Source organism: Gallibacterium trehalosifermentans, from assembly GCF_042433055.1.
Lineage (GTDB): Bacteria > Pseudomonadota > Gammaproteobacteria > Enterobacterales > Pasteurellaceae > Gallibacterium > Gallibacterium trehalosifermentans.
Genome location: NZ_JBHLWB010000001.1, coordinates 72,920 through 98,956, shown reverse-complemented (window position 1 = coordinate 98,956; position 26,037 = coordinate 72,920). Strand labels below are relative to the sequence as shown.

The window sequence follows — 26,037 nt, the reverse complement described above, 5'->3', positions numbered from 1 at the left end:
ACAATATGCAAGAACCGATCTTTTTATCTGTTATGGACTCTCCTGTAGGTAAACTACAACTCCTAGCACAGCAACATCATTTGATCGGTGTACTGTTTGAGCGCGAACATCAAGGTCAACATCATTGGATTATTTGTGATGATCACCCTGTATTATGTCAAACGGAGCAAGCATTAAATCGTTATTTTTCAGGTGAGCCACACGCCTTTCACCAATTACCCTTAAAATTATTAGGTACGCCCTTTCAACAAGCTGTTTGGCAACAACTGTTACAAATTCCGTTTGGGCATACGGCTACTTATGCAGAAATTGCGGATCGTATTGGTAATGCCAAAGCAATTCGAGCTGTTGGTGGAGCGGTGGGGCGCAATCCAATTAGCATTATCGTGCCTTGCCATCGTATCTTAGGTAAACAGCGACAACTGACGGGATTTGGCGGTGGCTTACCTGCTAAACGTTATCTACTACAACACGAAAAGATTCATTTTATTGATAAAGGCATTGAATACGTCAACCCAAAACATTGGAATCAATTAGCAAAATAAGAGGAAAATTATGTTAAGTTACCGCCACAGTTTTCACGCGGGTAATTATGCTGATGTACTTAAACATATTGTGCAATTACTGATCCTTGAAGCACTACAACAAAAAGAGAAAGGCTTTCTTTATTTAGATACGCACGCAGGGGCTGGACTGTATTCCTTACAAAGTTTTGAAGCAGAAAAAACGGCAGAATTTGCAGAGGGTATTGGTTATTTATGGGAACGTAGCGATTTACCCGAAGTAGTACAACGTTACCTAACGCAAATTAAAAAAGTGAATCGTAACGGTCGCCTTACTTTCTATCCAGGATCACCGTTACTGGCAGCTAATATGTTACGTCCACAAGATCGCGCCGTTTTAACAGAATTGCACCCAAGCGATTATCCGCTATTACGCAAAAATATGCAGCCTTATGCCAATGTTCAAGCAAAACGTGAAAATGGTTTTCAACAATTAAAATCTGTTCTACCACCTAAAGAACGCCGTGGCTTTATCCTGATTGATCCTCCTTATGAACTCAAAGAAGATTATCAACTCGTGGTTGATGCCATCGTAGAGGGATATAAACGTTTTGCCACTGGCACTTATGCAATTTGGTATCCTGTCGTTTTACGTCAACAAGTCAAAAAAATAGTGCAAGCCCTTGAAGAAACCAAAATCCGCAAAATTCTACAAATTGAGCTTGGTATTCGCCCTGATACGCAGCAACGAGGAATGACGGCAAGCGGAATGATTGTAATTAATCCACCTTGGCAATTAGAACAACAGATGCGAGAAATTTTGCCTTACTTAACAAAAATTCTCGCACCAACAGGTACAGGACATTGGTCAGTTAATTGGATCACACCTGAGTAAATCGCTATTACCAATTAAACTAATTTATGCTACCAGTTAGCATCACAACATAAAATTCGCCACAATAGTGCGGTAAATTTCAAAACATCTCAACAATGGGAGAACTTATGACAAAAGAATATGATTATATTGCGATTGGTGGAGGAAGCGGTGGTATCGCTTCAATTAATCGTGCAGCGAGTTATGGTAAAAAATGTGCCATTATTGAAGCAAAATATTTAGGCGGAACTTGTGTAAACGTCGGTTGCGTACCGAAAAAAGTAATGTGGTATGGTGCACAAATTGCCGAAGCAATTAATCTTTATGCCCCTGATTATGGCTTTGATGTTACTGTCAATCGTTTTGATTTTGCAAAATTACGTGCAAGCCGTGAAGCCTATATTGATCGTATTCATCAATCTTATGAGCGTGTATTAGGCAATAACAAAGTTGATGTGATTCGTGGTTTTGCGAAATTTGTTGATGCAAATACAGTTGAAGTTAATGGCGAATTGATTAAAGCAAAACATATTTTAATTGCTACGGGTGGTCGCCCAAGTCGCCCAAATATTGAAGGGGCAGAATACGGGATTGATTCTGACGGTGTATTTGCGTTAACTGAATTGCCAAAACGTGTTGCAGTTGTGGGTGCGGGGTATATTGCGGTTGAGCTTGCTGGCGTATTACATAATCTTGGTGTAGAAACGCATTTATTTGTGCGTAAACACGCACCATTGCGTAATTTTGATCCATTGATCGTGGAAACCTTAGTGGAAATTATACAAAACGAAGGCGCAACGCTACACACTCAAGCTGTACCACAAAAAGTAGTGAAAAACACTGACGGTAGTTTAACCCTCTTCTTAGAAGATGGTCGTTCACAAACTGTTGATTGTGTAGTTTGGGCAATCGGTCGTGTGCCAATGACAGACAAATTAAACCTTGAAGCTGCTGGCGTAAAAACTAATAGCAAAGGCTTTATTGAAGTTGATAAATACCAAAACACTAATGTAAAAGGGATTTATGCAGTGGGAGATAATACTGGTGCAGTGGAATTAACACCTGTTGCCGTTGCCGCTGGTCGTCGTTTATCCGAACGTTTATTTAATAATAAACCAACAGAGCATTTGGATTATAGCTTAATTCCAACTGTAGTCTTTAGCCACCCACCAATTGGCACGATTGGTTTAACTGAACCACAAGCAATCGAGCAATATGGTGCAGATCATGTCAAAGTTTATAAATCCACTTTTACTTCAATGTACACAGCAGTAACACAACATCGCCAACCTTGCCGTATGAAGTTAGTGTGTGTCGGTGAAGAAGAAAAAATTGTCGGGTTACACGGTATTGGTTTTGGGGTAGATGAGATGATTCAAGGCTTTGCCGTTGCAATCAAAATGGGCGCAACAAAACAAGATTTTGATAATACTGTTGCTATCCACCCAACAGGCTCAGAAGAGTTTGTAACAATGCGTTAAATAACAAGATAACCGCAAACAAAAAACCGCCAATTTGGCGGTTTTTTTATTATTTAATAATTGGACTTTCTAGGCTTAACCTAACAACTCACGTAATGCTTTACCAATATCTGCAAGGCTACGTACTGTTTTCACACCTGCTGCTTCAAGTGCAGCATATTTTTCATCAGCCGTCCCTTTACCACCACTGATAATCGCCCCTGCGTGTCCCATACGTTTACCTTTTGGCGCTGTTACTCCTGCGATATAAGACACAACTGGTTTAGTTACGTGTTGTTTAATATAAGCCGCCGCTTCTTCTTCTGCAGAACCACCAATTTCCCCGATCATCACAATCGCTTTGGTTTCAGGATCGGCTTCGAACAGTTTTAAAATATCAATAAAACTTGATCCTGGAATTGGGTCGCCACCAATTCCTACACAGGTTGATTGACCATAGCCTTCATCAGTCGTTTGTTTTACCGCTTCATAGGTTAATGTCCCTGAACGAGAAACAATTCCAATGCTACCTTTTTTATGGATATGGGCTGGCATAATCCCGATTTTACACTCTTCTGGTGTAATCACGCCTGGACAGTTTGGACCAATCATACGCACACCAGTTTGATTCAATTTTTGTTTTACCACTAACATATCTACTGTTGGGATACCTTCAGTGATACACACAACTAACTGAATACCTGCATCAATCGCTTCTAAAATGGCATCTTTACAGCCTGATGCGGGTACATAAATCACAGAAGCTGTTGCCCCTGTTGCTTCTACAGCTTCACGTACAGTATTAAATACTGGTAAGCCTAAATGGGTTGTCCCCCCTTTATTTGGCGAAACTCCACCAACTAATTGTGTACCATAAGCTAGTGCTTGTTCTGAATGGAACGTACCTTGACCGCCAGTAAAGCCCTGACAAATTACTTTTGTATTTTTATCAATTAAAATAGACATTATTTTTCCTCCGCAGCTTTCACTACTAACTGAGCTGCTTCTGTTAATGAGTTGGCAGCCATAATTTTAAGCCCACTATTTGCAAGAATTTCACGCCCAAGCTGTGCGTTGTTCCCCTCTAACCGTACAACAACTGGTACATTAATGCCAACTTCTTTAACCGCATCAATAATACCGTTAGCAATTAAATCACAACGAACAATCCCACCAAAAATATTGACTAATACCGCTTTTACATTCTTATCGGAAAGAATGATTTTGAATGCAGTTGCCACACGTTCTTTAGTTGCACCACCACCCACATCAAGGAAGTTAGCTGGATTACCGCCATGTAGTTTCACAATATCCATCGTTCCCATTGCTAAACCAGCACCATTCACCATACAACCGATATTGCCATCAAGTGCAACATAATTCAGTTGTGATTCCTCTGCTTCTGCTTCACGTGGATCTTCTTGGCTTAAATCACGCATTGCTAAGAGATCTGGGTGGCGATAAAGTGCATTGCCATCAATGACAACTTTTGCATCTAAGCAGTGTAATTTATCATTATCTAAAATCACTAATGGATTGATTTCTAATAATGCCGCATCTTTTTCAATAAAGAGTTTAGTTAATTGGCAAAACATTTGGGTGAATTGTTTGGTTTGTTCTGGATTTAAACCTAATTTAAAGGCTAATTCACGACCTTGATACGGCATACCACCGATTAATGCATCAACATAAACTTTATGTAATAGATGTGGTGTTTTTGCTGCCACTTCTTCAATATTTACCCCACCTTCCGTTGATGCCATAAAGACAACAGATTGTGATGAACGGTCAATAACCATTCCAATATAAAGTTCTTTTTTTATCTTAGCTGAATGTTCTACATAAATCGTATTAACTGGTTGCCCGTTTGCATCTGTTTGGAAAGTAACTAAACGTTTGCCTAACCAGCGTTCAAAAAATTCTGCAACTTCTTGTTCTGAACGGACAAGCTTTACACCACCCGCTTTACCACGTCCACCAGCATGAACTTGACATTTCACAACCCATTCACTGCCGCCTAATGTTTTCATTGCTTGTAAACCTTCCTCTAGGTTTTGGCAAGCGATACCTTTACTCACTGGTAACTTATATTCAGCAAAAATTTGCTTACTTTGATATTCATGTAAATTCATGCTTTCTCCTATTGATTATGTACCTGCCATAACCTTATGGCAGGTATTATTAAAATGTGTCAGTTAAATTAGATTTCTAATAAAATGCGTGTTGGATCTTCTAATAACTCTTTAATAGTTACTAAGAACCCTACTGATTCTCTTCCATCTACTAAACGATGATCATAAGAGAGTGCGAGATACATCATTGGACGAATTTCGACTTGACCATTCACGGCAACAGGGCGATCTTTGATAGCGTGCATACCTAAAATCGCGCTTTGTGGTGGATTAATAATCGGTGTTGACATCAAAGAGCCAAAAACACCGCCATTAGTAATCGTAAAGTTACCGCCTGTTAAATCTTCAACAGTTAATTTACCATCACGCCCTTTTTCAGCTAACACTTTAATTTGTTTTTCAATTTCAGCCATACTGAGTTGATCGCAATCACGCAATACTGGTGTAACTAAACCACGTGGTGTAGATACGGCAATACTAATATCAAAATAGTTGTGGTAAACAATATCATCACCATCTAAAGACGCGTTGATCTCTGGATAACGTTTTAATGCTTCAACCACAGCTTTCACATAGAAAGACATAAACCCTAAACGCACACCATGTTTCTTCTCGAATTGCTCACCATATTGTTTACGTAATTTTTTGATTGGTGTCATGTCCAACTCATTGAATGTAGTAAGCATTGCTGTACTATTTTTCGCTTCTAATAAACGTTCTGCAATACGTTTACGTAAACGCGTCATCGGTACACGTTTTTCACTACGAGCAGCTAATACAGGTGTAGCTTCTTCTACTGCAGCAGCTTTTGTTGCATGAGATGCCGCATAAGCCTCAACATCTTCACGCGTTAATCGACCACCAACACCAGAACCTTTAATTTTGCTTGGATCAAGATCTTTTTCTGCTAGTAAACGACGAACGGCTGGACTTAAAGCATCATTTGAACTTTCAGGCTCAATCGCAGCCTGTTGACGATCGGCTGGTGTTGGCTCAGTTTTGCTCACGCTAGTATTAGTTTCCTCACCCTCTTTCACTTCACGGAGTTTACCTAACAACTGCTTACTAACAACCGTTGCCCCTTCTTCCTCAACAATACTGTCTAAGACCCCATCAATACTTGCTGGTACTTCTAACACGACTTTATCGGTTTCAATTTCAACCAGCACTTCATCACGTTTAACCACATCTCCTGCTTTTTTATGCCAAGTGGCGACCGTCGCATCTGCAACAGATTCAGGTAAATCAGGAACAACAATTTCAACATTACTCATTTATGTATCCTCTACTTCTTAGTTAAATTCTATTATTTAATTGTTAACGCATCATCAATCAACGCTTGTTGTTGTTTGACATGTAACGACATATAACCTACTGCTGGTGATGCAGATGCTGGACGACCTGCATAACGTAATTTTGCTCCATCTGGAATAGACGCATAGAAATTATGTTGGCTACAATACCAAGCACCTTGGTTTTGAGGTTCTTCTTGACACCAAACAAAATCCGTTACGTGTTGATAATCAGCTAAAATTTCTTTCATTTCTGCATGCGGATAAGGATAAAGCTGCTCAATCCGAATTAATGCAATATCGGTAATTTCACGTTTACGTCTTTCTTCTAATAAATCGTAATATACTTTTCCTGAACAAAGTACTACACGTTTTACCTGTTTTGGATCTAAGCTATCAATTTCCCCAATCGCATTTTTGAACTCCCCGTTATATAACTCGTCCATTTCAGAAACTGCTAATGGGTGGCGCAATAATGATTTCGGAGTAATTACAATCAATGGACGGCGTACTTTACGCAATAATTGACGTCTTAACATATGATAAACTTGTGCTGGTGTAGATGGCACACACACTTGAATATTATCTTCCGCACAAAGTTGTAAATAACGTTCTAGACGTGCAGATGAGTGTTCAGGACCTTGCCCCTCGTAGCCATGAGGTAATAACATGACTAAACCACACATTCTGCCCCATTTCTGCTCACCAGAGCTAATGAACTGATCGATAACCACTTGCGCAACATTGGCAAAATCACCAAATTGGGCTTCCCATAAGGTTAAGGTTCTTGGGGTTGTAGTCGCAAAGCCATATTCAAACGCCAATACTGATTCTTCTGAAAGTACAGAATCCCATACTTCAAACTCACCCTGTTGATCATGAAGATGTTGTAACGGCGTATAAGTAGTACCATTTTCTTGGTTATGTAATACGGCATGACGATGGAAGAACGTCCCGCGCCCTGCATCTTCACCCGATAAACGGATATGGTTGCCTTCATCTAATAACGTTGCGTATGCCATTGATTCCGCCATTCCCCAATCAAACGGCTTTTCACCTCTCGCCATCGCTTGACGATCAGTATAAATTTTCGCCACTCGACTTTGTAACGGGTGATCTGCTGGATACTCACTGATCTTCTGCGCTAATGCTTTAAAACGCGCTTCTGGGAACTTGCTTTCATAAGGCGATGTCCAGCTATGATCTAAATATGGCAACCAGTCAATCTTATTCATATCAATTGGCACAAACTCAGGCACCACACATTCACCTTGATCAAGTGCATCACGATAGTCGTTGACAAAAACATTTGCTTCTTCTTCAGTAATCACGTTTTGTGTAACTAACATATCTGCATACACTTTACGTGGTGTTGGATGACCTTTAATTTTTTTGTACATCAATGGTTGTGTTGCTGATGGTTCATCGGCTTCATTGTGACCATGACGGCGATAAGAGATAAGATCAATAAAAATATCACGTTTAAATTTAGTACGATATTCCACTGCAATACGTCCAGCAAATGCAACCGCTTCTGGATCATCACCATTCACATGAATAATTGGTGCTTGAATCATTTTCGCAATATCAGTGCAATACTCTGTTGAACGTGTATCGTGCGGATTTGAAGTGGTAAAACCAATTTGGTTATTAATTACAATACGGATAGTTCCACCAACAGTATAGCCTCGTGTCGCCGACATATTTAAGGTTTCTTGCACAATACCTTGTCCCGCCACAGCAGAATCTCCGTGTACCGTAACCGCTAAAACATTTTGACGTTCTGTATCATGACTACGATTTTGTCTTGCACGAACTGAGCCAATAACAACAGGACTTACAATTTCTAAATGTGATGGGTTAAATGCAAGTGCTAAGTGTACATAACCATGTTCTGTCACAAAATTTGAAGAGAAACCTTGGTGATATTTCACGTCACCAGTACGATTAGTTGCATGTTTACCCGCAAATTCATCAAATAATTCACTTGGTTTTTTACCTAGTACATTGACTAACATATTTAGACGACCACGGTGAGCCATCCCCATTACAACATCTTTTACGCCTTGTTTACTTGCATGACGAATAATCTCTTTCATCAATGGAATAAAGGCATCACTCCCTTCTAATGAGAAACGCTTCGCCCCTGGGAATTTTGCTCCAAGATAACGTTCTAAACCGTCAGCTGCAGTTAATTCTTTTAAAAAGGTTAATTGTTCTTCTTTTGTAAATAACGGTTTATTTAAGACTGTTTCGATTTTTTCTTGTAACCAACGACGAATTTCAATATCGGTGATGTGCATAAATTCTAGCCCGATATGGCCGCAATAAGTTTCTTTCAACGCTTTATCAATTTCGCGTAAGGTCATACTTTCACGTTGATACACATACTGCCCGATATTAAAACGTTCATCTAATTCTTCATCTGTAAATCCATGATAATGGAAATCCAATTCATCTATTTCTGGGCGATTCCACATTTTCAATGGGTCAAGATCTGCATTAAGATGACCACGGAAACGGTAAGCATTAATCCATTGTAATAAACGAACTTGTTTTGCACCGGCTTCTGGATCAATCACGGTTTGTTGATTACGGCGACCTTCGCTTGCTAAACGACGGAAATAATCTTTAATGAGAGCATGTGGTTGGTCATTTTCGGCTTTCCATTGTTGGAAAATTGATTGCCATTCTGGAGAAACACTGGTTGGGTCGGTTAAATAAGATTCATAAAGATCTTCAATATAAGCTTGGTTTGCACCTCCAAATGCGGTCGAGGCAAGCCACTCTTTCATTGTATTGTTAGATTGCATTGATAAGTCCTTCATTTTTTACTTACAACAGTTGTGCTACAACTTTTTTCACTAGTTTATAAGCTTAACAACAAATTCGATGTTACCCCTATAAAATAGCTAGAAGATTCACTCGAAATTGGAGTATGCTTATTATCGTCCATAAAAAAATTATTTTCTGTGACATTTGTTACATTTTTAACAAAAACAAAACAAACAATCCCGAAAAATTTTTTGATCTACCTCTAATTTTAAAAAAAATTGCAGGCAGTTCCAAAATAATGGTGATATATTGCATAACAACTTATTAACATATATGTAAGTCTAACAATATCATACTGACTTATTTCTAAGAAAGACAATACAAGGAGGAATTTATGTCAGAAGAACTTACTGCAAAGCTAACTCTGAGTGATGGTCGCGAATATGATCTACCAGTACAAAAAGCAACACTAGGCTACGATGCAATTGATGTACAATCACTCACTTCACAAAAACTCTTCACTTTCGATCCTGGTTTAATGTCAACCGCCACTTGTAAATCATCTATTACTTATATCGATGGTGATCAAGGAATTTTATTACACCGTGGCTACCCAATCGATCAACTTGCAGAAAATGCTGATTATTTAGAAGTCGCTTATTTATTACTTTTTGGTGAACGTCCTACACCAGAACAATATAAAGAATTCACTCAATTAGTTAAAAAGCATACTCTCGTACATGAACAACTTAGTCGTTTCTTCCATGGTTTCCGTCGTGACTCTCACCCAATGGCGGTTATGTGTGGGGTTAGTGGTGCATTAGCAGCGTTCTATCATGACTCTACAGACGTTCGTGATGTAAGACATAGAGAATTAACTGCTATTCGTTTGCTAGCAAAAATGCCAACACTAGCAGCAATGTGTTATAAATATTCTATTGGTCAACCATTCATGTTCCCACAAAACCATCTTTCTTATGCAGGTAATTTCCTTTATATGATGTTTGCAACCCCTTGCGAACCTTATGTAGTAAATCCTGTATTAGAAAGAGCAATGGATCGTATCTTTATTTTACATGCTGACCATGAACAAAATGCATCGACTTCTACTGTACGTACTGCGGCTTCTTCTGGTGCTAATCCATTTGCGTGTATTGCAGCAGGTATTGCTTCACTTTGGGGACCTGCACATGGTGGTGCAAACGAAGCCTGTATTAATATGTTAGAAGAAATCGGAACGGTAGATCGTATCCCAGAATTTATTGCCCGTGCAAAAGATAAAAATGATCCATTCCGTCTTATGGGGTTTGGTCACCGTGTTTATAAAAATTATGATCCTCGTGCAAAAGTAATGCGTCAAACTTGCCATGAAGTATTACAAGAATTGAAGATCGATACCCCATTATTTGATGTTGCTATGGAATTAGAACGTATTGCATTAAACGATCCATACTTCATTGAAAAGAATCTCTATCCAAATGTGGACTTCTATTCAGGTATTATTCTAAAAGCTATTGGTATTCCAACCTCAATGTTTACCGTAATGTTTGCTTTAGGTCGTACTGTAGGTTGGATTGCTCACTGGAAAGAAATGTATAATCAAGGCAACTTCAAAATTGTTCGTCCTCGTCAAATTTATACTGGCGAAGAACAGCGTGATTTTGAACCAATGAATAAAATTTAACTTCCTCCTACATTGATATTTACCCACACTTTTAGCAATAAAGGTGTGGAATTTTTTTATTATTCCTCATAATTATCTAATACAACTATCTTAAACTTCTCTAATAAAATCTTGACTCTGATCACAAAAAAAATAAAATGAACGAACGTTCATTCATTGAAAAATAAACATTTTTTAGGCTAAATATTATGCAACATAAATCCGATACAGTAGATATTATTTTTACAACAACAGAACGCTTAATGGCAAGAGATGGTTTACACCATCTTTCTATTCATAAAATTGCAAAAGAAGCAGGAATTTCTCCCGGTACTATTTATATTCATTTTGAAAATAAAGAAGCCTTATTAACTCGGCTTATTGAAAATATTTTTATTCGATTTGAAACCGCAATGTCTCAAAACTTTAATTTAGATGATGATCCTTATCATCAATATCATCGTTTTTGGTGGAACCTTTGGTTTGAAATACAAAAATGCCCTGAAACGGTATTAAACTTCCATCAATATCGTTCATTACCTGGCTTTTGTTCATTAGTACAAGAACGGACTAATAATCCAAATGATCCTTGGAATAAGTTTTGTGAACATGCTAAAGCAAAAGGCGTTTTATGCGATTTACCTTCACAAATTTTATTTACGATTAGTCTTGATAGTGCAATAAGTTTATCAGTCAAAACTTTTTATCATAATATCACTTATCCTAAATCCGTTTTAGAACAAGTGGTACAACAAACTTGGCAGGCTATTAAAAAATAGCGTTACACTTAACATTTCTTTCATTAATATTTATGGAGAACTCTATGAACCAAACTCAATCCAATAAACCAAAAAAATCACGCAGTTTCGTGATTAAATTGGTATTGGTTATTATTTTTCTTGTTTTTGCTGTTGTGATTGCATTTACAATGTATAAACAAAAAAAGATTTCAGAGTATTTAGCTACCCACCCTGAAGGTGCTAGCCCTGTTACTGCATTTAAAGTTACGGCTTCTGAATGGACACCTGTGATTGAAACCACAGGGTTAGTTCGTCCAAATCAAGGGGCTATGTTAAAAGCTCAATCTGCGGGTACAGTTTCAGCTGTTTTAATTCAGTCGGGACAAACCGTCAAAAAAGGTGATCTAATCATCGATATTGATAGTAGTGTAGAACAAGCGACTTTACAAGCCTCTGAAGCACAATTACCGTTCGCTCAACAAACATATCACCGCTATTTAAGATTAGCGAAAACCCAAAGTATTTCACAAACGGAGTTGGATAATGCTAAAGCTACTTATGACGCATTAGTCGCTAATATTGAGTCGTTAAAAGCAACCATTGCTCGTCGTAAAATTTATGCACCTTTTGACGGTATTGCTGGGATTGTCAAAGTAAACGTAGGGGAATATGTTACTGCAGGAACAGAAATTGTGCGTGTTGAAGATCGCAGTCAAATGAAAGTTGATTTTTCTGTTTCACAAAATGAACTTGATAATCTTACTGTAGGACAAAAAGTTACCGCTACGGCTGATGCGTTATTAGGCGAAACCTTTAGTGCTAAAATAACTGCGATTGAACCTGCCATTGATACCTCAACAGGATTAATTGCTGTTCAAGCGACCTTTGATAGCGAAAATAGCCAAAAATTATTATCCGGTATGTTTACGCGTTTGCGTGTTGCCTTGCCAACAGAAACGAACCAAATCATCGTGCCACAAGTCGCAATTACTTATAATATGTACGGAGAGAACACCTATTTATTAAAACCATTATCTGACGAAGATAAACAAAAATTCGCAGGTAATGAAAACCTTGATAATATGTATCGAGCAACACAAATCACCGTCAGTACCAAAGATCGTCAAGGTATTTATGCACAATTAGCCGGCAAAGATATTAAGGCTGGTGATCTGATTGTAACTGGTGGACAACAGCGTTTAAGCAATAACAGCTTGGTCGTTGTGAGCGAACAACAAGGTGTAGGTACTCAAGCTCCTGCAACCAAAACTAATCTTTAATTAGGGAGTAAATGGGAACAATAATATGAAATTTACCGATATTTTTATTCGTCGCCCTGTCCTTGCGATTTCTATCAGTATTTTAATTGTTATTCTTGGTTTACAAGCAATTTCAAAACTGACGGTGCGTGAATATCCAGAGATGACCACCACGGTAATTACAGTGAGTACCACTTATGCGGGAGCGGATGCTGAATTAATTCAAGCCTCAATCACGTCAACACTAGAAGAAGCTATCGCCCAAGCAGATAATATAGACTATATGTCTTCTAGTAGTGCCCCGAGTAGCTCAACGATTACGGTAAAAATGAAGTTAAATACCGATCCGAATGCAGCATTGGCTGATATTTCAGCCAAAGTGAACTCTGTCCGTTCTGATTTGCCAAGCAATGTGGAAGCCCCTACGATTACTTCCTCCGCAGGTGGAACGGGTATGATGTATTTAAGCTTTGTTTCTGATCGACTAGAACAACCGCAAATCGTGGACTATTTAGAACGCGTAGTAAAACCGCAATTCTTTACCATTCCTGGTATTGCTAAAATTGATATTTATGGTGGCGAATATGCATTACGCATCTGGTTAGATCCAGCTAAAATGGCCGCTCAAAATCTTTCAACAACCTCTGTTATGACGGCGTTATCTAATAATAACTTACAAACCGCAGCAGGAAGTTTCAATGGCTATTTTACGGTATATAAAAACAAAGTGGAAACCACCACAAAATCCGTTGAAGAGCTTGGCAATGTTGTCGTACATAGTGATGGAGATAATCTTGTTCGCTTGCGTGATATTGCAGAAATTACCCTTGATAAAGAAAGCGATAGCACTCGAGCAACAGCGAATGGGCGTGATGCAGTTGTATTAGCAATAGAAGCAACCCCAACCGCTAATCCATTAACTGTAGCAAAAGATATTTATCCGCTATTTGAAACCATTAAAAATAATTTACCCAATAGTATGGAGGCTGATATCCTTTATGATGGAACCATTGCCATTAATAATTCTATTAATGAGGTATTAAAAACCATTGCCGAAGCAACATTGATTGTTCTTGTTGTTATTACCCTATTTATTGGTTCATTCCGTGCTATTTTGATTCCTATCATTACTATTCCAATTTCATTAATTGGCGTAATAATGTTGCTACACGTTTTTGGCTTTTCAATTAACCTGATGACCTTGCTAGCCCTAATTCTCGCCATTGGCTTAGTGGTTGATGATGCTATCGTTGTATTAGAAAATGTGGATCGCCATATCAAACTTGGCGAAACCCCATTCCGTGCTGCGATCATTGGAACAAGAGAAATCGCTGTTCCGGTTATATCAATGACCTTAGCGTTAATGGCTGTTTATTCTCCAATGGCATTAATGGGCGGAATTACAGGTTCATTATTTAAAGAATTTGCTCTTACCTTAGCAGGTGCGGTATTTATTTCAGGTATCGTTGCTTTAACCCTTTCGCCAATGATGAGCAGTAAACTCTTACAATCAAAGGAACAACCAAGTTGGTTAGAACAACGCATTGAACACACCTTAGGAAAAGTAAATCGTCTTTACGAAGGCTTACTTGCTCTAATGTTACAACATCGTAAAGCAGTGATTGCTTTCGCAATAGGAATTTTTATTACCTTACCTATTATGTTTAAATCTTTATCAAGCGAGCTAACGCCTGCCGAAGATAAAGGAGCATTTATGGCTGTAGGGGCTGCACCAGCGAATGTCAATGTAGATTATGTTCAAAATGCCATGAAACAATTTGAACAAATTGTCAACAAGACGCCAGAGGTACATTACTCTCAAGTTATTGCTGGAGTACCAAATAGCAATGAATCAATGACCATTATAGTATTAGAAGATTGGGGAGATCGCAAACGTAGTCAAACTGAAATAATGAATGATCTAAATGATAAAGCAGATAAAATTCCTGAAATGTCAATTTCTGGTTTTGCTTTCCCTGAAATTAATACTGGAGAATCTGGGGCTTCTGTGGGCTTTGTGATCAGTACTGCCAATAGCTACCGTAACCTTGCGGAAGTAGCAAGTGAAGTGCTAACTGCCGCAAGAGAATCAGGATTGTTTGTGTATAACGAATTAGACCTAAAATTCAATACGGCTCAAATGAAAGTAACGATTGATCGTGAAAAAGCGGGAACTTATGGCATTACTATGCAACAAATTAGTAATACATTAGGAAGCTATTTATCCGGAGCAACCATTGAGCGAGTAAACATTGATGGACGTTCTTATAAAATTCTTTCACAAGTAAAACGAGATCAACGTTTATCACCAGAAAGCTTTAATAATTATTACTTAACCGCAAGTAATGGTGAATCTATCCCATTAAATAGCTTAATTACGGTTACTCTTGAGCCACAACCATTATCTTTAGCGAAATTTAACCAGTTAAACTCAGCAGAAATTAGCCTTGTTCCCGCACCGGGTTCTTCCGTAGGCGATGCCGTAAATTGGTTAAAACAAACAGCAGCAGAAAAATTACCACAAGGCTATAACTATGATTTTAAAGGGGAAGCAAGACAATTAGTACAAGAAGGAAATACGCTAGTTTATACTTTCCTATTAGCGGTGATTATCATCTTCTTAGTGCTTGCAATCCAATTTGAATCTTGGCGAGATCCGATGGTCATTATGATTTCTGTTCCATTAGCGATTAGCGGTGCATTATTAGCCCTTAACATCTTCTCTTTATTAGGCATAGCAGGAGCAACTCTCAATATTTATTCAGAAGTAGGATTAGTTACCCTCATAGGCTTAATTACTAAGCACGGTATCCTAATGTGTGAAGTAGCTAAAGAAGAGCAACTCTATCATGGTAAAAATCGTTTTGATGCCATTACACAAGCGGCTAAAGTTCGATTACGTCCGATCCTTATGACAACAGCAGCAATGATAGCAGGACTTATTCCATTACTATTAGCCTCTGGGGCAGGAGCTGTTGCTCGCTTTAGTATCGGTATCGTTATCGTAGCTGGTCTCGCAATCGGTACATTATTTACCTTATTTGTTTTACCAGTAATTTATACAATGATAGCCAGTAGGCATAAACCATTGCCTATCTTTGAGGAAATACCTATTAATAACGAATAACAAAAAATAAATACGCACTCTACTATTTTCTATCTAGATTATTGAAGAATGTGCGAATTTAAAGTATATTGTCTCTAATTCTATTAAGTATAAAATTTACTCATCCTTATACTTAACAGAAAACAATTAAAAAAGGAGGAGGGGTGAGCTCTCCTCCTTTTTTATTATTGTAAATAATAAATAATTACCAATTATTTTAGGATATCGTATTTATGTATAAACAATCTTTTCAAAAAACACTACTTAGTTTAGCAGTCAGCTCTTTAATAACTGGTACAGCGTTTGCAACTGAATATACCACTATAACCGCAACAAGTGGTAATTCAAAAACTGTTAGTGAAGATAGCATTACAGTAACAGGCAATGGAACTAACAATAAAGGCGTTATTGATGTTAACAGTGACCTAGGTAGAGGACAGTATAAAGCTACAACATTATATGTAACCAGTACTTCAGGCAATATTGAAATAGATGCACAAAATAAAGAAAGTGGTTTAGCCATATACGCACAGAGACCTGAAGCTCAACTAAATGTAACATCTGCTAAAGACATCACTATCAAAAATGCAGCGTATGCTGCAAAAGCAACACTTAGTGGTAATATTACCATTAATGCGACCAATGATATTACAGCCACTAATACAACTAATCTTTTATGGACGCAAGTAAATGATTCCACAGGCTCTAGTGGCATTGCAATTACCGCAGGAAATAATATCAATGCTGGTGATGCCGGAATAATAGCTGAAACAGGAACGGTCAATGTAAAAGCCACAAGGGGGGGAGTTACTGTTGGTAATATAGAAAATAAAACTGCCAACTTTGATATTACTGCACAGAAAAAATTAACCACAGGCACAATTAAGGCAACCAATGTAACACGTTTAACCTCTAATGGCACTGGCGAAGATGGCGGCGTTGCCACTCAAGACATCACCTCTTCTGACGCTGGTGATGTACAAATTACCTCTAAATCAAATGTAACAGTAACAGGTGATATTGCTAGTTCTAATAATGCAAAAGTTAATATTACCGCTGATAATGGTCTTGCTGTTACTGGCGCACTCAGACCTAACGACACCTCACAAATTAATTTAACCAATAACGCTGACTCTGGTGATCCTACTGATACTGCGAAAACTACTTCGATTGGCCGCATTAATGCAGAAGGTGGAACGATCAATGTTAACTCAACAAACGCCGCAACAACAGTAACTGGCACAACAGTAGTTGGCTCCTCTGATGCAAGTGCTACAGCTGCAGCACTAAATATTAAAGATTCACAAAAACCTATTACGTTTAATGGCGATGTTACCGTTAATAAAAGTGGTACTGCTACATTAACTGGCAACAAAAAAGTCGATTTAAAACAAACAACCACTGTAAACGATGGAACCTTAAATGTTGGCGCAGAAACCATTAATGCCAATACTATTAATTACAACAATGCTACAACCAATGCTCGTCCAGCTAATGGAGACGGTGGGCAAGTAACCCTTAATGCAACAAAAGATCTGAATATTAGCGGTAATGTCAGTTCAACTAATACAGGGTCTGCTGGGTCAATGAATTTAACCGCTGGCGAAACTATTAACTTTACTGGTACTAACTCTACAGTTACCAAAAGCGGTTCGATCATAGACCAAAACACTACGAATGCGATCAATATTACAGCACCAACGGTTAATGCAGAAAACACTTCCCTTGAAGCAACAGGAGTGAACTCCAAAATTAAGGTTTCTGCCAACACTGCTGCAACAGTCAAAGCTATACAGGTAACAGGTGCTCTGAGCGAAATCAGTATTAATAAGGATAGTGAAACAGGCAGAGTTAAAGTAAAAGATAGCATTAATGCCACTGGACTAGGTAGTAAAGTCAATATTGGTAACGCAAGTAGCCCTAGTGTGCAACTTGATGGTGCGATTACGGCACAATCTAGTAATGAAAGATTTAAATCATACATAACAGTTTTAGGGCAAGATATTCAAGCCAATGATGCTATCACTGCCGATAAAAACAGTGATATTTCACTTGGGGATAACAGCACTAATAACTTAAAAGTAACCAACACAACAACGGCAAATGGTTCTGCTGCGACCGTTATCCTGCAAGGGGATAATATCAATAAAGATCTTCCTGCGGAGAAAAGCGCTGGTGCGCTCAATGCCACCGACGGCGGTACGATTACGGTTAATAACACAAATGAAAATGATAACGCAGTAACCAAGCTAGGCACCCTCTCCGCCGACAAAACTGGTACGATTGATGTCAATAAAGACGCACAAAAAGGCTCGATTGATACTGGAGCAATCACCGCTGGAAATGGCGAAACCGACGGCACGGGCGGAAAAATTACTGTGGGGAATGATGCAACCACCAAAACCACAGCAGAGAGTGTTACTGCGAATGACGCTAAGGCGGTTGCAACGGTTAAAGGGAAAGTCGCCGAAGTTACAGGCGCAGCTGAGGCTAGCAATGGCGGTGTGGTCAATATCACTGGTGCAAATGAGACTGGCGGTAAAGGTGAAGTAAAAGGCACAGCTACCGCAACTGGCACTGGTTCAAAAGTGAACGTTTCAGGAGAAACTGCTAAAGCGAATGCAGCTACTGCAAATACTGGCGGCGTTGTTTCGGTTGGTGATACTTCAACTAAAAATGCTTCGCTTACTGGTGCAGCAACAGCGACTGGCGAAAATTCAAACGTTACAGTTAAGGGTACTGAATCGGCAACTGCAGGGAGTGCAAGCGCAGCTGATAAAGGTAAAGTAACAGTGGGTGGCGATACTACAACCACAGCATCTATTACAGGAACTGCTCAAGCAACCAACGGTGGGGATATTAATGTTAAAGCCTCTAATACAGAGGGAACTGCTTCAGTTACTGATAATATTTCAGCAAGTGGTAAAAATGGCGATGACACTTCAACTGTTACTGTAAGTGGAAAAACTGCAACAGCGGAAAAAGATGCTACTGCAGACAATGGCGGTGTGGTCAATATCACAGGTTCTAATGACGCTGGCGGCAAAGGTGAAGTGAAAGGCACTGCTTCCGCAGATGGCACTGGCTCACAAGTGAATGTTGCTGGGGAAACTGCAACGGCAAAAGCAGCCACCGCACAAAACAGTGGTGTCGTTTCAGTTGGTGATACCTCAACTAAAAATGCCTCTGTTACTGGCACTGCTCAAGCAACCAACGGCGGGGATATTAATGTTAAAGCCTCTAATACAGAGGGAACTGCTTCAGTTAGCGAGAATATTTCAGCAAGTGGTAAAAATGGCGATGACGCTTCAACCGTTACGGTAAGCGGAAAAACAGCCACAGCAGAAAAAGGTGCTACCGCAGACAATGGCGGTGTGGTGAATATCACTGGTTCTAATGACGCTGGCGGTAAAGGTGAAGTAAAAGGTACCGCTTCCGCAACTGGCGCTGGTTCACAAGTCAATGTTTCAGGAGAAACGGCTACGGCAAATGCAGCTACTGCACAAAACAGTGGTGTAGTTTCGGTTGGTGATACCTCAACTAAAAATGCTTCAGTTACTGGCACTGCTCAAGCAACCAACGGTGGGGATATTAATGTTAAAGCCTCTAATACAGAGGGAACTGCTTCAGTTACTGATAATATTTCAGCAAGTGGTAAAAATGGAAATGATGCTTCAACTGTTACGGTAAGCGGAAAAACAGCAACAGCAGAAAAAGGTGCTACTGCAAACAATGGCGGTGTGGTCAATATCACTGGTGCAAATACCACTGATGGCAAAGGTGAAGTGAAAGGTACTGCTTCCGCAGATGGCACTGGTTCACAAGTGAATGTTGCTGGGGAAACTGCAACGGCGAATGCTGCCGCTGCACAAAATGGTGGTGTGGTCAATATCACAGGTGCCAATAGCGATAACGGCAAAGGTGAAGTAAAAGGCGATGTTACCGCAGATGGTGCAGGTTCTCAGGTGAATGTTAAGGGTAAAACGGTTACTGCTGGCACAGAAAATAGCGATCCTGCGAATAAAGTCGAAGCTACGAATGGCGGTGCTATTACGCTAGGCGATACTAATACGACAACCGCTGCTATCAACTCGGTAATTAAGGCTGCGGGTAAAGATGCGAATGATAAAGGCGCAAGCGTTACGGTTGTAGGGCAAGATATTGATGCGAAGAAAGATGTTACTGCGTCTGACGGTGGTAAAGTAACATTAGGTAATGAGCAAACGGAGAGCCTTGATATTACAGGTTCTGCAACAGCCAGCACAGGCGGAACAATCGATCTCAATGCGAAAAATCCAGCAGGAACAATTACCGTTTCTCAAGATCTGAAAGCAGATGGTAAAGGCGCAACAGTAACCGCTGATGCAGAAACAGTTAACGTAACTGGTGATATTGCTTCTGATAATGAGGGTAAAGTTACTGTTAATGGTAAAACAGTAAGTGCTGATGACGTTACTTCTGATCACAGTGGTAATACGTCTGTAACAGGTGATACCGTTACTGTAAACGGTAAAATTTCATCAGATAATGGTGGGACAACGACTGTTACGCAAAACACGGGTAACTTAGATCTTTCAAATAATACAACCCAACCAAGTATTACTGCCAATAATGGTGGGACAACCAATGTTACCGCAACAAATGGCGATCTAACTGTTGGCAAAGTAGCCTCTGATGGCACAACTACGCTAGCTGATGGCACAGTAAAACCATCTGAAGTTGTACTTACTGGTAATAACATTACCGCAAAAGATGAACTTACTGCGAATAATGGCGGCAAAATTAAGCTTGATTCTAAAGGAACAGTAACCACTGAAAAACCAATTAAGGCAACAAACGGTGGGGAAATTGAGATTAATGCACCAACTAGCGCAACCATTAATAGCATTGAGCAAGATGCGGGTAGTACGGTGAAAATTAATAGCCCGCAAACAACTTTAGTGAACTTAAATGCTAACGGTGCAACCTTAGTTTCAGATAAACCAGGTTCGGTATTGAGTATTACTAACCCTGGATCAGGTAAAAATACTTATGGATTAAATTTAGCAATTAATCCTGCAGAAAGTAGTTATCTGAACTTTACGAACTCACCAGCAGCAGGACAGACTTTACAGCTACAAGATAAAGCGAAATATGCGAAAGTTGTGGCGGATTTAAAAGAAGCTTCAAAAGCGGCTGATGGCATTTACCGTATTCCATTTGCGGGTGTGGCGAATCCAAATGGTGCTGAAGTCTTTAAGACAAATTCTCAACCTGTGGGTAATGGATTTGATGTATTAGATCTCTACTTAGGGCATGAGAATGTCGCAAATGCAACGGCGAATGATCGCTTATTCTTAACTCAAGCAGGTATCAATGCGGGTGAATTCTATTATGCAAGTATCCGTTCTGTCGGTATAAATAGCAATGCGCAGAATAACCTCAATAATATTGCACTTGCTGGCTTAATGTTAGCAACGGATATGATTAATTCTGCACGTTCAGGTGTACCAACTGGAGAAGAGGGCTTATGGGCAACCTATTCAAACGCTGATTATGATCACAATGGCGTGAAATTGAACGCTCACCAAACAGAAATTGGTTACGATCGTGTAACAACGATTAATGATCGTACAAATCGTTTTGGTGTCTCGCTTGAGTATGATCGCGCTAGCGGTGATATTACTAATGGTGATATTGAGGCGAATAAAGTGGTTGCTAAAGTTTACAACACAACACGTTTTGGTAACGGCGCTTACACCAATGTGGTTGCCGCAATGGGACGTGTGAAAACCACTGCTGCGGTAGATGATGAAACCACGACCACTAAATTACATAACGATTATGCGGCAGTAAGTGCTGAATATGGTATGCGTTTCGATCTCGGTAACGGTTGGTATGCAATTCCACAAGCACAATTACAATATACGCTAGTACAAGCAGATAAGCTAAAAATGTATGATGCTGATGTAAAAGTTGGTAATACCAATAGCGTTCAAGCTCGCACTGGTGTATTAGTAGGACAAAATATAGCGTATGGCGATAAACTGGTGAACTTCTATGGTTCAATGGATATTTATCGTGAATTTGCTGGTAAACAACAAATGGAAGTTGACTCTTTCGCAAAATATAATTGGGAAGTTGACAACCGTGGTACTTGGTATCGCGCTGGATTAGGGGCTTCAATGAAGTTAACCTCTGGTACTGCACTCTATCTTGATGTATCACGTACATTTGGTAGCGCAGGTCGCCGTACCAGCGATGCGAATGTAGGCGTTAAAATTACCTTTTAAGTTTTAATTGCTTATTTTTAACTGCATAATAACCTCAAAGTGAAATACTTTGAGGTTATTTTTATGCCGGATTAGCGCCTCATTTGCCCTATTTGATCGAAAATTATTTCAAGAAAAAATCCGCCTAATACCCTATCAAAAGCGCGGATTTTTTGGTAAATTACACCCAATTTTTTCACTGTAAAAATAATCTATTTTATTCACATTAAAGCGGAAGATTATGTTTAAAAAAATTCGTGGTCTATTTTCTAATGACCTTTCTATCGATTTAGGCACAGCAAATACTCTTATTTATGTTAAAGGTCAAGGCATCGTACTTGATGAGCCTTCAGTTGTGGCGATTCGTCAAGATCGTGTTGGTTCATTAAAAAGTATTGCAGCCGTTGGGCGTGAAGCAAAATCCATGTTAGGGCGAACGCCAAAAAGCATTAGTGCAATTCGCCCAATGAAAGATGGGGTGATTGCTGATTTCTTTGTAACGGAAAAAATGTTGCAATATTTTATCAAACAGGTACATCGTAACAATTTTATGCGTCCAAGCCCGCGTGTCTTAGTGTGCGTACCTGCTGGTGCAACCCAAGTAGAACGTCGTGCAATTAAAGAATCTGCTTATGGTGCTGGCGCTCGAGAAGTGCATTTAATTGAAGAACCAATGGCTGCTGCGATTGGTGCGAAATTACCTGTATCGGAAGCAACGGGTTCTATGGTTATTGATATTGGCGGTGGTACAACTGAAGTGGCCGTAATTTCATTAAATGGTGTTGTTTATTCATCTTCAGTTCGTATCGGTGGCGACCGTTTCGATGAAGCGATTATTGCCTATGTTCGCCGTACATTCGGTTCATCTATCGGTGAAACAACGGCAGAAAGAATCAAGAAAGAATTAGCTAGTGCCTTTATTGAAGAAGGTGATGAAATTTTAGAAATGGAAGTGCATGGGCATAACCTTGCTGAGGGCGCACCAAGAACATTCACATTAAATACTCGTGATGTCCTAGAAGCAATTCAACAACCATTAGACGGTATCGTGCGTGCAGTCCGTACTGCTTTAGAACAATGTCCACCTGAACTTGCTGCTGATATTTTTGAGCGTGGTATGGTGTTAACTGGTGGTGGTGCATTAATGAAAAATATTGATGTATTACTTTCTCGTGAATCAGGTGTACCCGTCATTGTTGCAGATGATCCGCTTACTTGTGTTGCACGTGGTGGTGGTGAAGCACTAGAAATGATCGATATGCTCGGCGGTGATATTTTTAGCGACGAATAATCTTAATTATTAGACCAATTAGGGCAGCTTGTTAATCCAAGCTGCTCTATTTTGTATAAATTGTATGGTATGAAACCAATTTTCACAAAATCCCCCTCTCTTGGTGTCAGACTTACCTTTGCTGTGATTTTATCGGTAATCCTCATGTTTTCCGATGGGCAAACACGTAATTTATGGCAAATCCGTAGCGTTCTAGAAACCGCTGTCAGTTGGATCTATTACTTAGCCAATACGCCGCGCTCCGTACTTGACGGCGTCTCTGACAATTTAGTCGATACCAGTACATTGCAAATTGAAAATAAGGTGTTGAAAGATCAGTTATTGGAAAAAAATGCAGACCTCCTCTTATTAGATCAATTAAAAGTTGAAAATCAGCGTTTGCGTTTATTACTTAATTCCCCATTACGTCATGATGAATATAAGAAAATCGCGGAAGTATTGACTGCCGAAACTGATCCTTATCGTCAACAAGTTGTTATTAATCAAGGGGAAAAAGATGGCGCTTATGTCGGGCAACCAATCATTGATGAAAAAGGGGTGGTTGGGCAAATTATTTCTGTTGGACATAACACTAGCCGCGTTTTGCTAATTTCTGACGTTACACACTCCATTCCATTACAAGTATTACGTTCTGATATTCGTGTTATCGCCAGTGGTACAGGGCGCCCTGATGAGCTGGTCTTAGACAATGTTTCTCGTTCTGCTGATATTGAAAAAGGCGATTTATTAGTAACATCTGGTTTAGGTCGCCGTTTTCCTGAGGGGTATCCCGTGGCGATCGTTGAATCTGTTTCTCGCGAGGGAAATAATTATTTTGCTACTGTCATTGCCAAACCATTAGCTTCATTAGAACGCTTACGCTATTTGCTTTTACTTTGGTCTACCAATGAAGATATGAAGCGTGCAAATGGTCATGCCCCTATACAAATTAAAGAAGTGGTAAAACAACGCCTTTCTTCTCAACACACTGTACCCTCTAATGAAGAAAATAACGATTTACCAATAGATACATTAGATAAACCGATACTGCCAACAAAAGAAAAAGTCGAAGAAGAATAGTATGAAAGCAAATGTTATCCTGCAATGGCTGATGATTGTTATTACTTTTGTTATTGCATTAGTCTTTGAAATTATGCCTTGGCCAGCAGATTTTTCTGGCTATCGTCCAGCATGGTTAGTGCTAGTTCTGTTATATTGGATAATGGCAATTCCAGTTCGTCTCAACATTGGCATTGCTTTTATTATTGGGTTAATTTGGGATTTGGTGCTTGGTTCTATTCTTGGCATTCACTCCCTAGTTCTTTCTATCTTTGCTTATTTAATTGCCATAAATTCAATGATTTTACGTAATCTCTCGCTCTGGCAACAAAGTCTGCTGGTGATGCTATGTGTATTTTTAATTCGATTTGCTATTTTCTTATTAGAATTGTTCCTACATAGTGCAGTTTTTAATTCACAAGAAATTATGGGCGCAATCCTTAGCGGTATTCTCTGGCCTTGGGTATTTCTTATTTTACGCAAATTACGCCGTAAATTATCATTACGTTAACTATCTGCTACATTAATTGGTGGTAATGCGGTAATAATCGCTTTCACCAATGTAGCTAATGGAATCGCAAAAAAGACGCCCCAAAAGCCCCACAATCCACCAAAGAAAATCACTGATACGATAATCACTAATGGGTGTAAATTCACAGCTTCAGAAAACAATAAAGGCACTAATAGATTCCCATCTAACAGTTGGGTAATCATATAAACTAACATTAAGTAACCAAACGTTGCAGACCAGCCATATTGAAATAACGCAACTAAGGCTAATGGAATTGTTACTAATACTGCGCCAACATAGGGTACAAGAACAGATAAACCAATCGCTACGGCTAATAACAATGAATAATTTAATTTAAATAGTAAGAAAGTTACATAGCTAACTACTGTCATCACAATAATTTCAGTTACTTTACCTCGGATATAATTAGCAATTTGTAACTTCATTTCAGCCCAGACTTTATTTACTAATTGTCTATTTTGCGGTAAAAATCGAGTAATACCAGAAATCAGATAATCTCTATCTTTAATCAAGAAAAAGACCATTAGCGGAACTAAAAACGCATAAATGCCAATCGTTACTACACTGACGATTGAGACTAATGAATAACGTAAGGCTGACTCACCTACGCCTAGAATTTTCTCTCTCGCACTATTAAAAAGCGTATCAATCATTGCATAATCAACATATTCTGGATAACTCTCTGGCAACGATAATACCCATTCGTGTAACCGATTACTCATTGTGGGTAAATCTTTTAATAGATTCACTAACTGATTCCATAAAGTAGGAACCATCACGAGTAAAATAAAAAAGGCAGCCGCAATAAAACTACCTAAGACAATTACTAATGCTAATAGGTGTGGAAATTTAAATTTTGTTGAAAGGTATTGAATAGGAAGTTCTAATAAATAAGCTAAAACAATAGCTATCAATAATGGTGTGAAGAGATCACTAAAAAAATAAAAAACAATACAGACAATTAAAATTAAACTAAATAATCCAACCGCTTGCGGATCACTAAATCGACGTTTATACCACTCTTTAAAAATAGCTAGCATATATAAAACTCCTTCCACCAAAAGCCGTTAGATTATAAGCAAGTTATTTACTTGAATAAAGAGTAAATCTATACTATGCAC

General features: G+C 39.0%; 16 protein-coding genes. 11 read left to right on the top strand and 5 right to left on the bottom strand.

Going from position 1 to position 26,037, the window contains the following annotated elements:
* Positions 1–5 precede the first annotated feature (5 nt).
* The 3 genes from ACFFHK_RS00455 to gorA all read left to right on the top strand — a co-directional run bounded on the left by ACFFHK_RS00455 (position 6) and on the right by gorA (position 2,858).
* Positions 6–545: a methylated-DNA--[protein]-cysteine S-methyltransferase gene (locus ACFFHK_RS00455; protein WP_382367670.1), complete on the top strand. Its 540-nt coding sequence runs from the start codon at positions 6–8 to the stop codon at positions 543–545.
* Positions 546–555: 10 nt separating this feature from the next.
* Entirely contained in the window at positions 556–1,398 is an 843-nt protein-coding gene (locus ACFFHK_RS00450) for a 23S rRNA (adenine(2030)-N(6))-methyltransferase RlmJ (RefSeq protein ID WP_382367667.1), read from the top strand.
* A gap of 107 nt (positions 1,399–1,505) precedes the next feature.
* Positions 1,506–2,858: a glutathione-disulfide reductase gene (gene gorA / locus ACFFHK_RS00445; RefSeq protein ID WP_382367664.1), complete on the top strand. Its 1,353-nt coding sequence runs from the start codon at positions 1,506–1,508 to the stop codon at positions 2,856–2,858.
* 75 nt (positions 2,859–2,933) lie between these two features.
* Here the strand turns inward: gorA and sucD are convergent, their stop codons facing one another.
* The 4 genes from sucD to sucA form a co-directional block, all read right to left on the bottom strand.
* On the bottom strand, positions 2,934–3,803 hold the full coding sequence (gene sucD, locus ACFFHK_RS00440) for a succinate--CoA ligase subunit alpha (protein WP_382367661.1): 870 nt from the start codon (positions 3,801–3,803) through the stop codon (positions 2,934–2,936).
* Positions 3,803–4,969: an ADP-forming succinate--CoA ligase subunit beta gene (sucC, locus tag ACFFHK_RS00435; protein WP_382367658.1), complete on the bottom strand. Its 1,167-nt coding sequence runs from the start codon at positions 4,967–4,969 to the stop codon at positions 3,803–3,805. Before sucC ends, sucD begins: the two co-directional genes overlap by 1 nt.
* A gap of 68 nt (positions 4,970–5,037) precedes the next feature.
* The gene (gene odhB, locus ACFFHK_RS00430; protein ID WP_382367655.1) at positions 5,038–6,243 is read right to left on the bottom strand and encodes a 2-oxoglutarate dehydrogenase complex dihydrolipoyllysine-residue succinyltransferase; all 1,206 of its coding nucleotides are present in this window, start codon (positions 6,241–6,243) and stop codon (positions 5,038–5,040) included.
* Between the two features lie 32 nt (positions 6,244–6,275).
* Positions 6,276–9,074 carry a 2-oxoglutarate dehydrogenase E1 component gene (gene sucA, locus ACFFHK_RS00425; protein ID WP_382367652.1) on the bottom strand — a complete coding sequence of 933 codons (2,799 nt, stop codon included), beginning with the start codon at positions 9,072–9,074 and terminating at the stop codon, positions 6,276–6,278.
* 356 nt (positions 9,075–9,430) lie between these two features.
* Between sucA and ACFFHK_RS00420 the strand changes: the two genes are divergently transcribed.
* From ACFFHK_RS00420 to mreD, 8 genes are all read left to right on the top strand, one after another.
* Positions 9,431–10,720: a citrate synthase gene (locus ACFFHK_RS00420; RefSeq protein ID WP_382367649.1), complete on the top strand. Its 1,290-nt coding sequence runs from the start codon at positions 9,431–9,433 to the stop codon at positions 10,718–10,720.
* A 188-nt stretch (positions 10,721–10,908) separates the two neighbouring features.
* Positions 10,909–11,478 (top strand): TetR/AcrR family transcriptional regulator, encoded by a 570-nt coding sequence (locus ACFFHK_RS00415; RefSeq protein WP_382367646.1) that lies wholly within the window; start codon positions 10,909–10,911, stop codon positions 11,476–11,478.
* Between the two features lie 44 nt (positions 11,479–11,522).
* Positions 11,523–12,719, top strand: a complete 1,197-nt coding sequence (locus ACFFHK_RS00410; protein WP_382367643.1) for an efflux RND transporter periplasmic adaptor subunit — start codon at positions 11,523–11,525, stop codon at positions 12,717–12,719.
* A gap of 25 nt (positions 12,720–12,744) precedes the next feature.
* On the top strand, positions 12,745–15,825 hold the full coding sequence (locus tag ACFFHK_RS00405; RefSeq protein WP_382367640.1) for an efflux RND transporter permease subunit: 3,081 nt from the start codon (positions 12,745–12,747) through the stop codon (positions 15,823–15,825).
* 212 nt (positions 15,826–16,037) lie between these two features.
* Complete coding sequence (locus ACFFHK_RS00400; RefSeq protein ID WP_382367637.1) at positions 16,038–22,076, top strand: hypothetical protein; 6,039 nt, start codon at positions 16,038–16,040, stop codon at positions 22,074–22,076.
* A 217-nt stretch (positions 22,077–22,293) separates the two neighbouring features.
* The gene (locus tag ACFFHK_RS00395; RefSeq protein ID WP_382368895.1) at positions 22,294–23,346 is read left to right on the top strand and encodes a rod shape-determining protein; all 1,053 of its coding nucleotides are present in this window, start codon (positions 22,294–22,296) and stop codon (positions 23,344–23,346) included.
* 69 nt (positions 23,347–23,415) lie between these two features.
* Entirely contained in the window at positions 23,416–24,405 is a 990-nt protein-coding gene (gene mreC / locus ACFFHK_RS00390) for a rod shape-determining protein MreC (protein WP_382367634.1), read from the top strand.
* A gap of 1 nt (position 24,406) precedes the next feature.
* Positions 24,407–24,895, top strand: a complete 489-nt coding sequence (mreD, locus tag ACFFHK_RS00385) for a rod shape-determining protein MreD (RefSeq protein WP_382367631.1) — start codon at positions 24,407–24,409, stop codon at positions 24,893–24,895.
* On the opposite strand, the gene ACFFHK_RS00380 is transcribed toward mreD, so the two are convergent.
* On the bottom strand, positions 24,892–25,956 hold the full coding sequence (locus tag ACFFHK_RS00380; protein ID WP_382367628.1) for an AI-2E family transporter: 1,065 nt from the start codon (positions 25,954–25,956) through the stop codon (positions 24,892–24,894). The two genes, mreD and ACFFHK_RS00380, sit on opposite strands and share 4 nt — an antisense overlap.
* Positions 25,957–26,037: the final 81 nt, after the last annotated feature.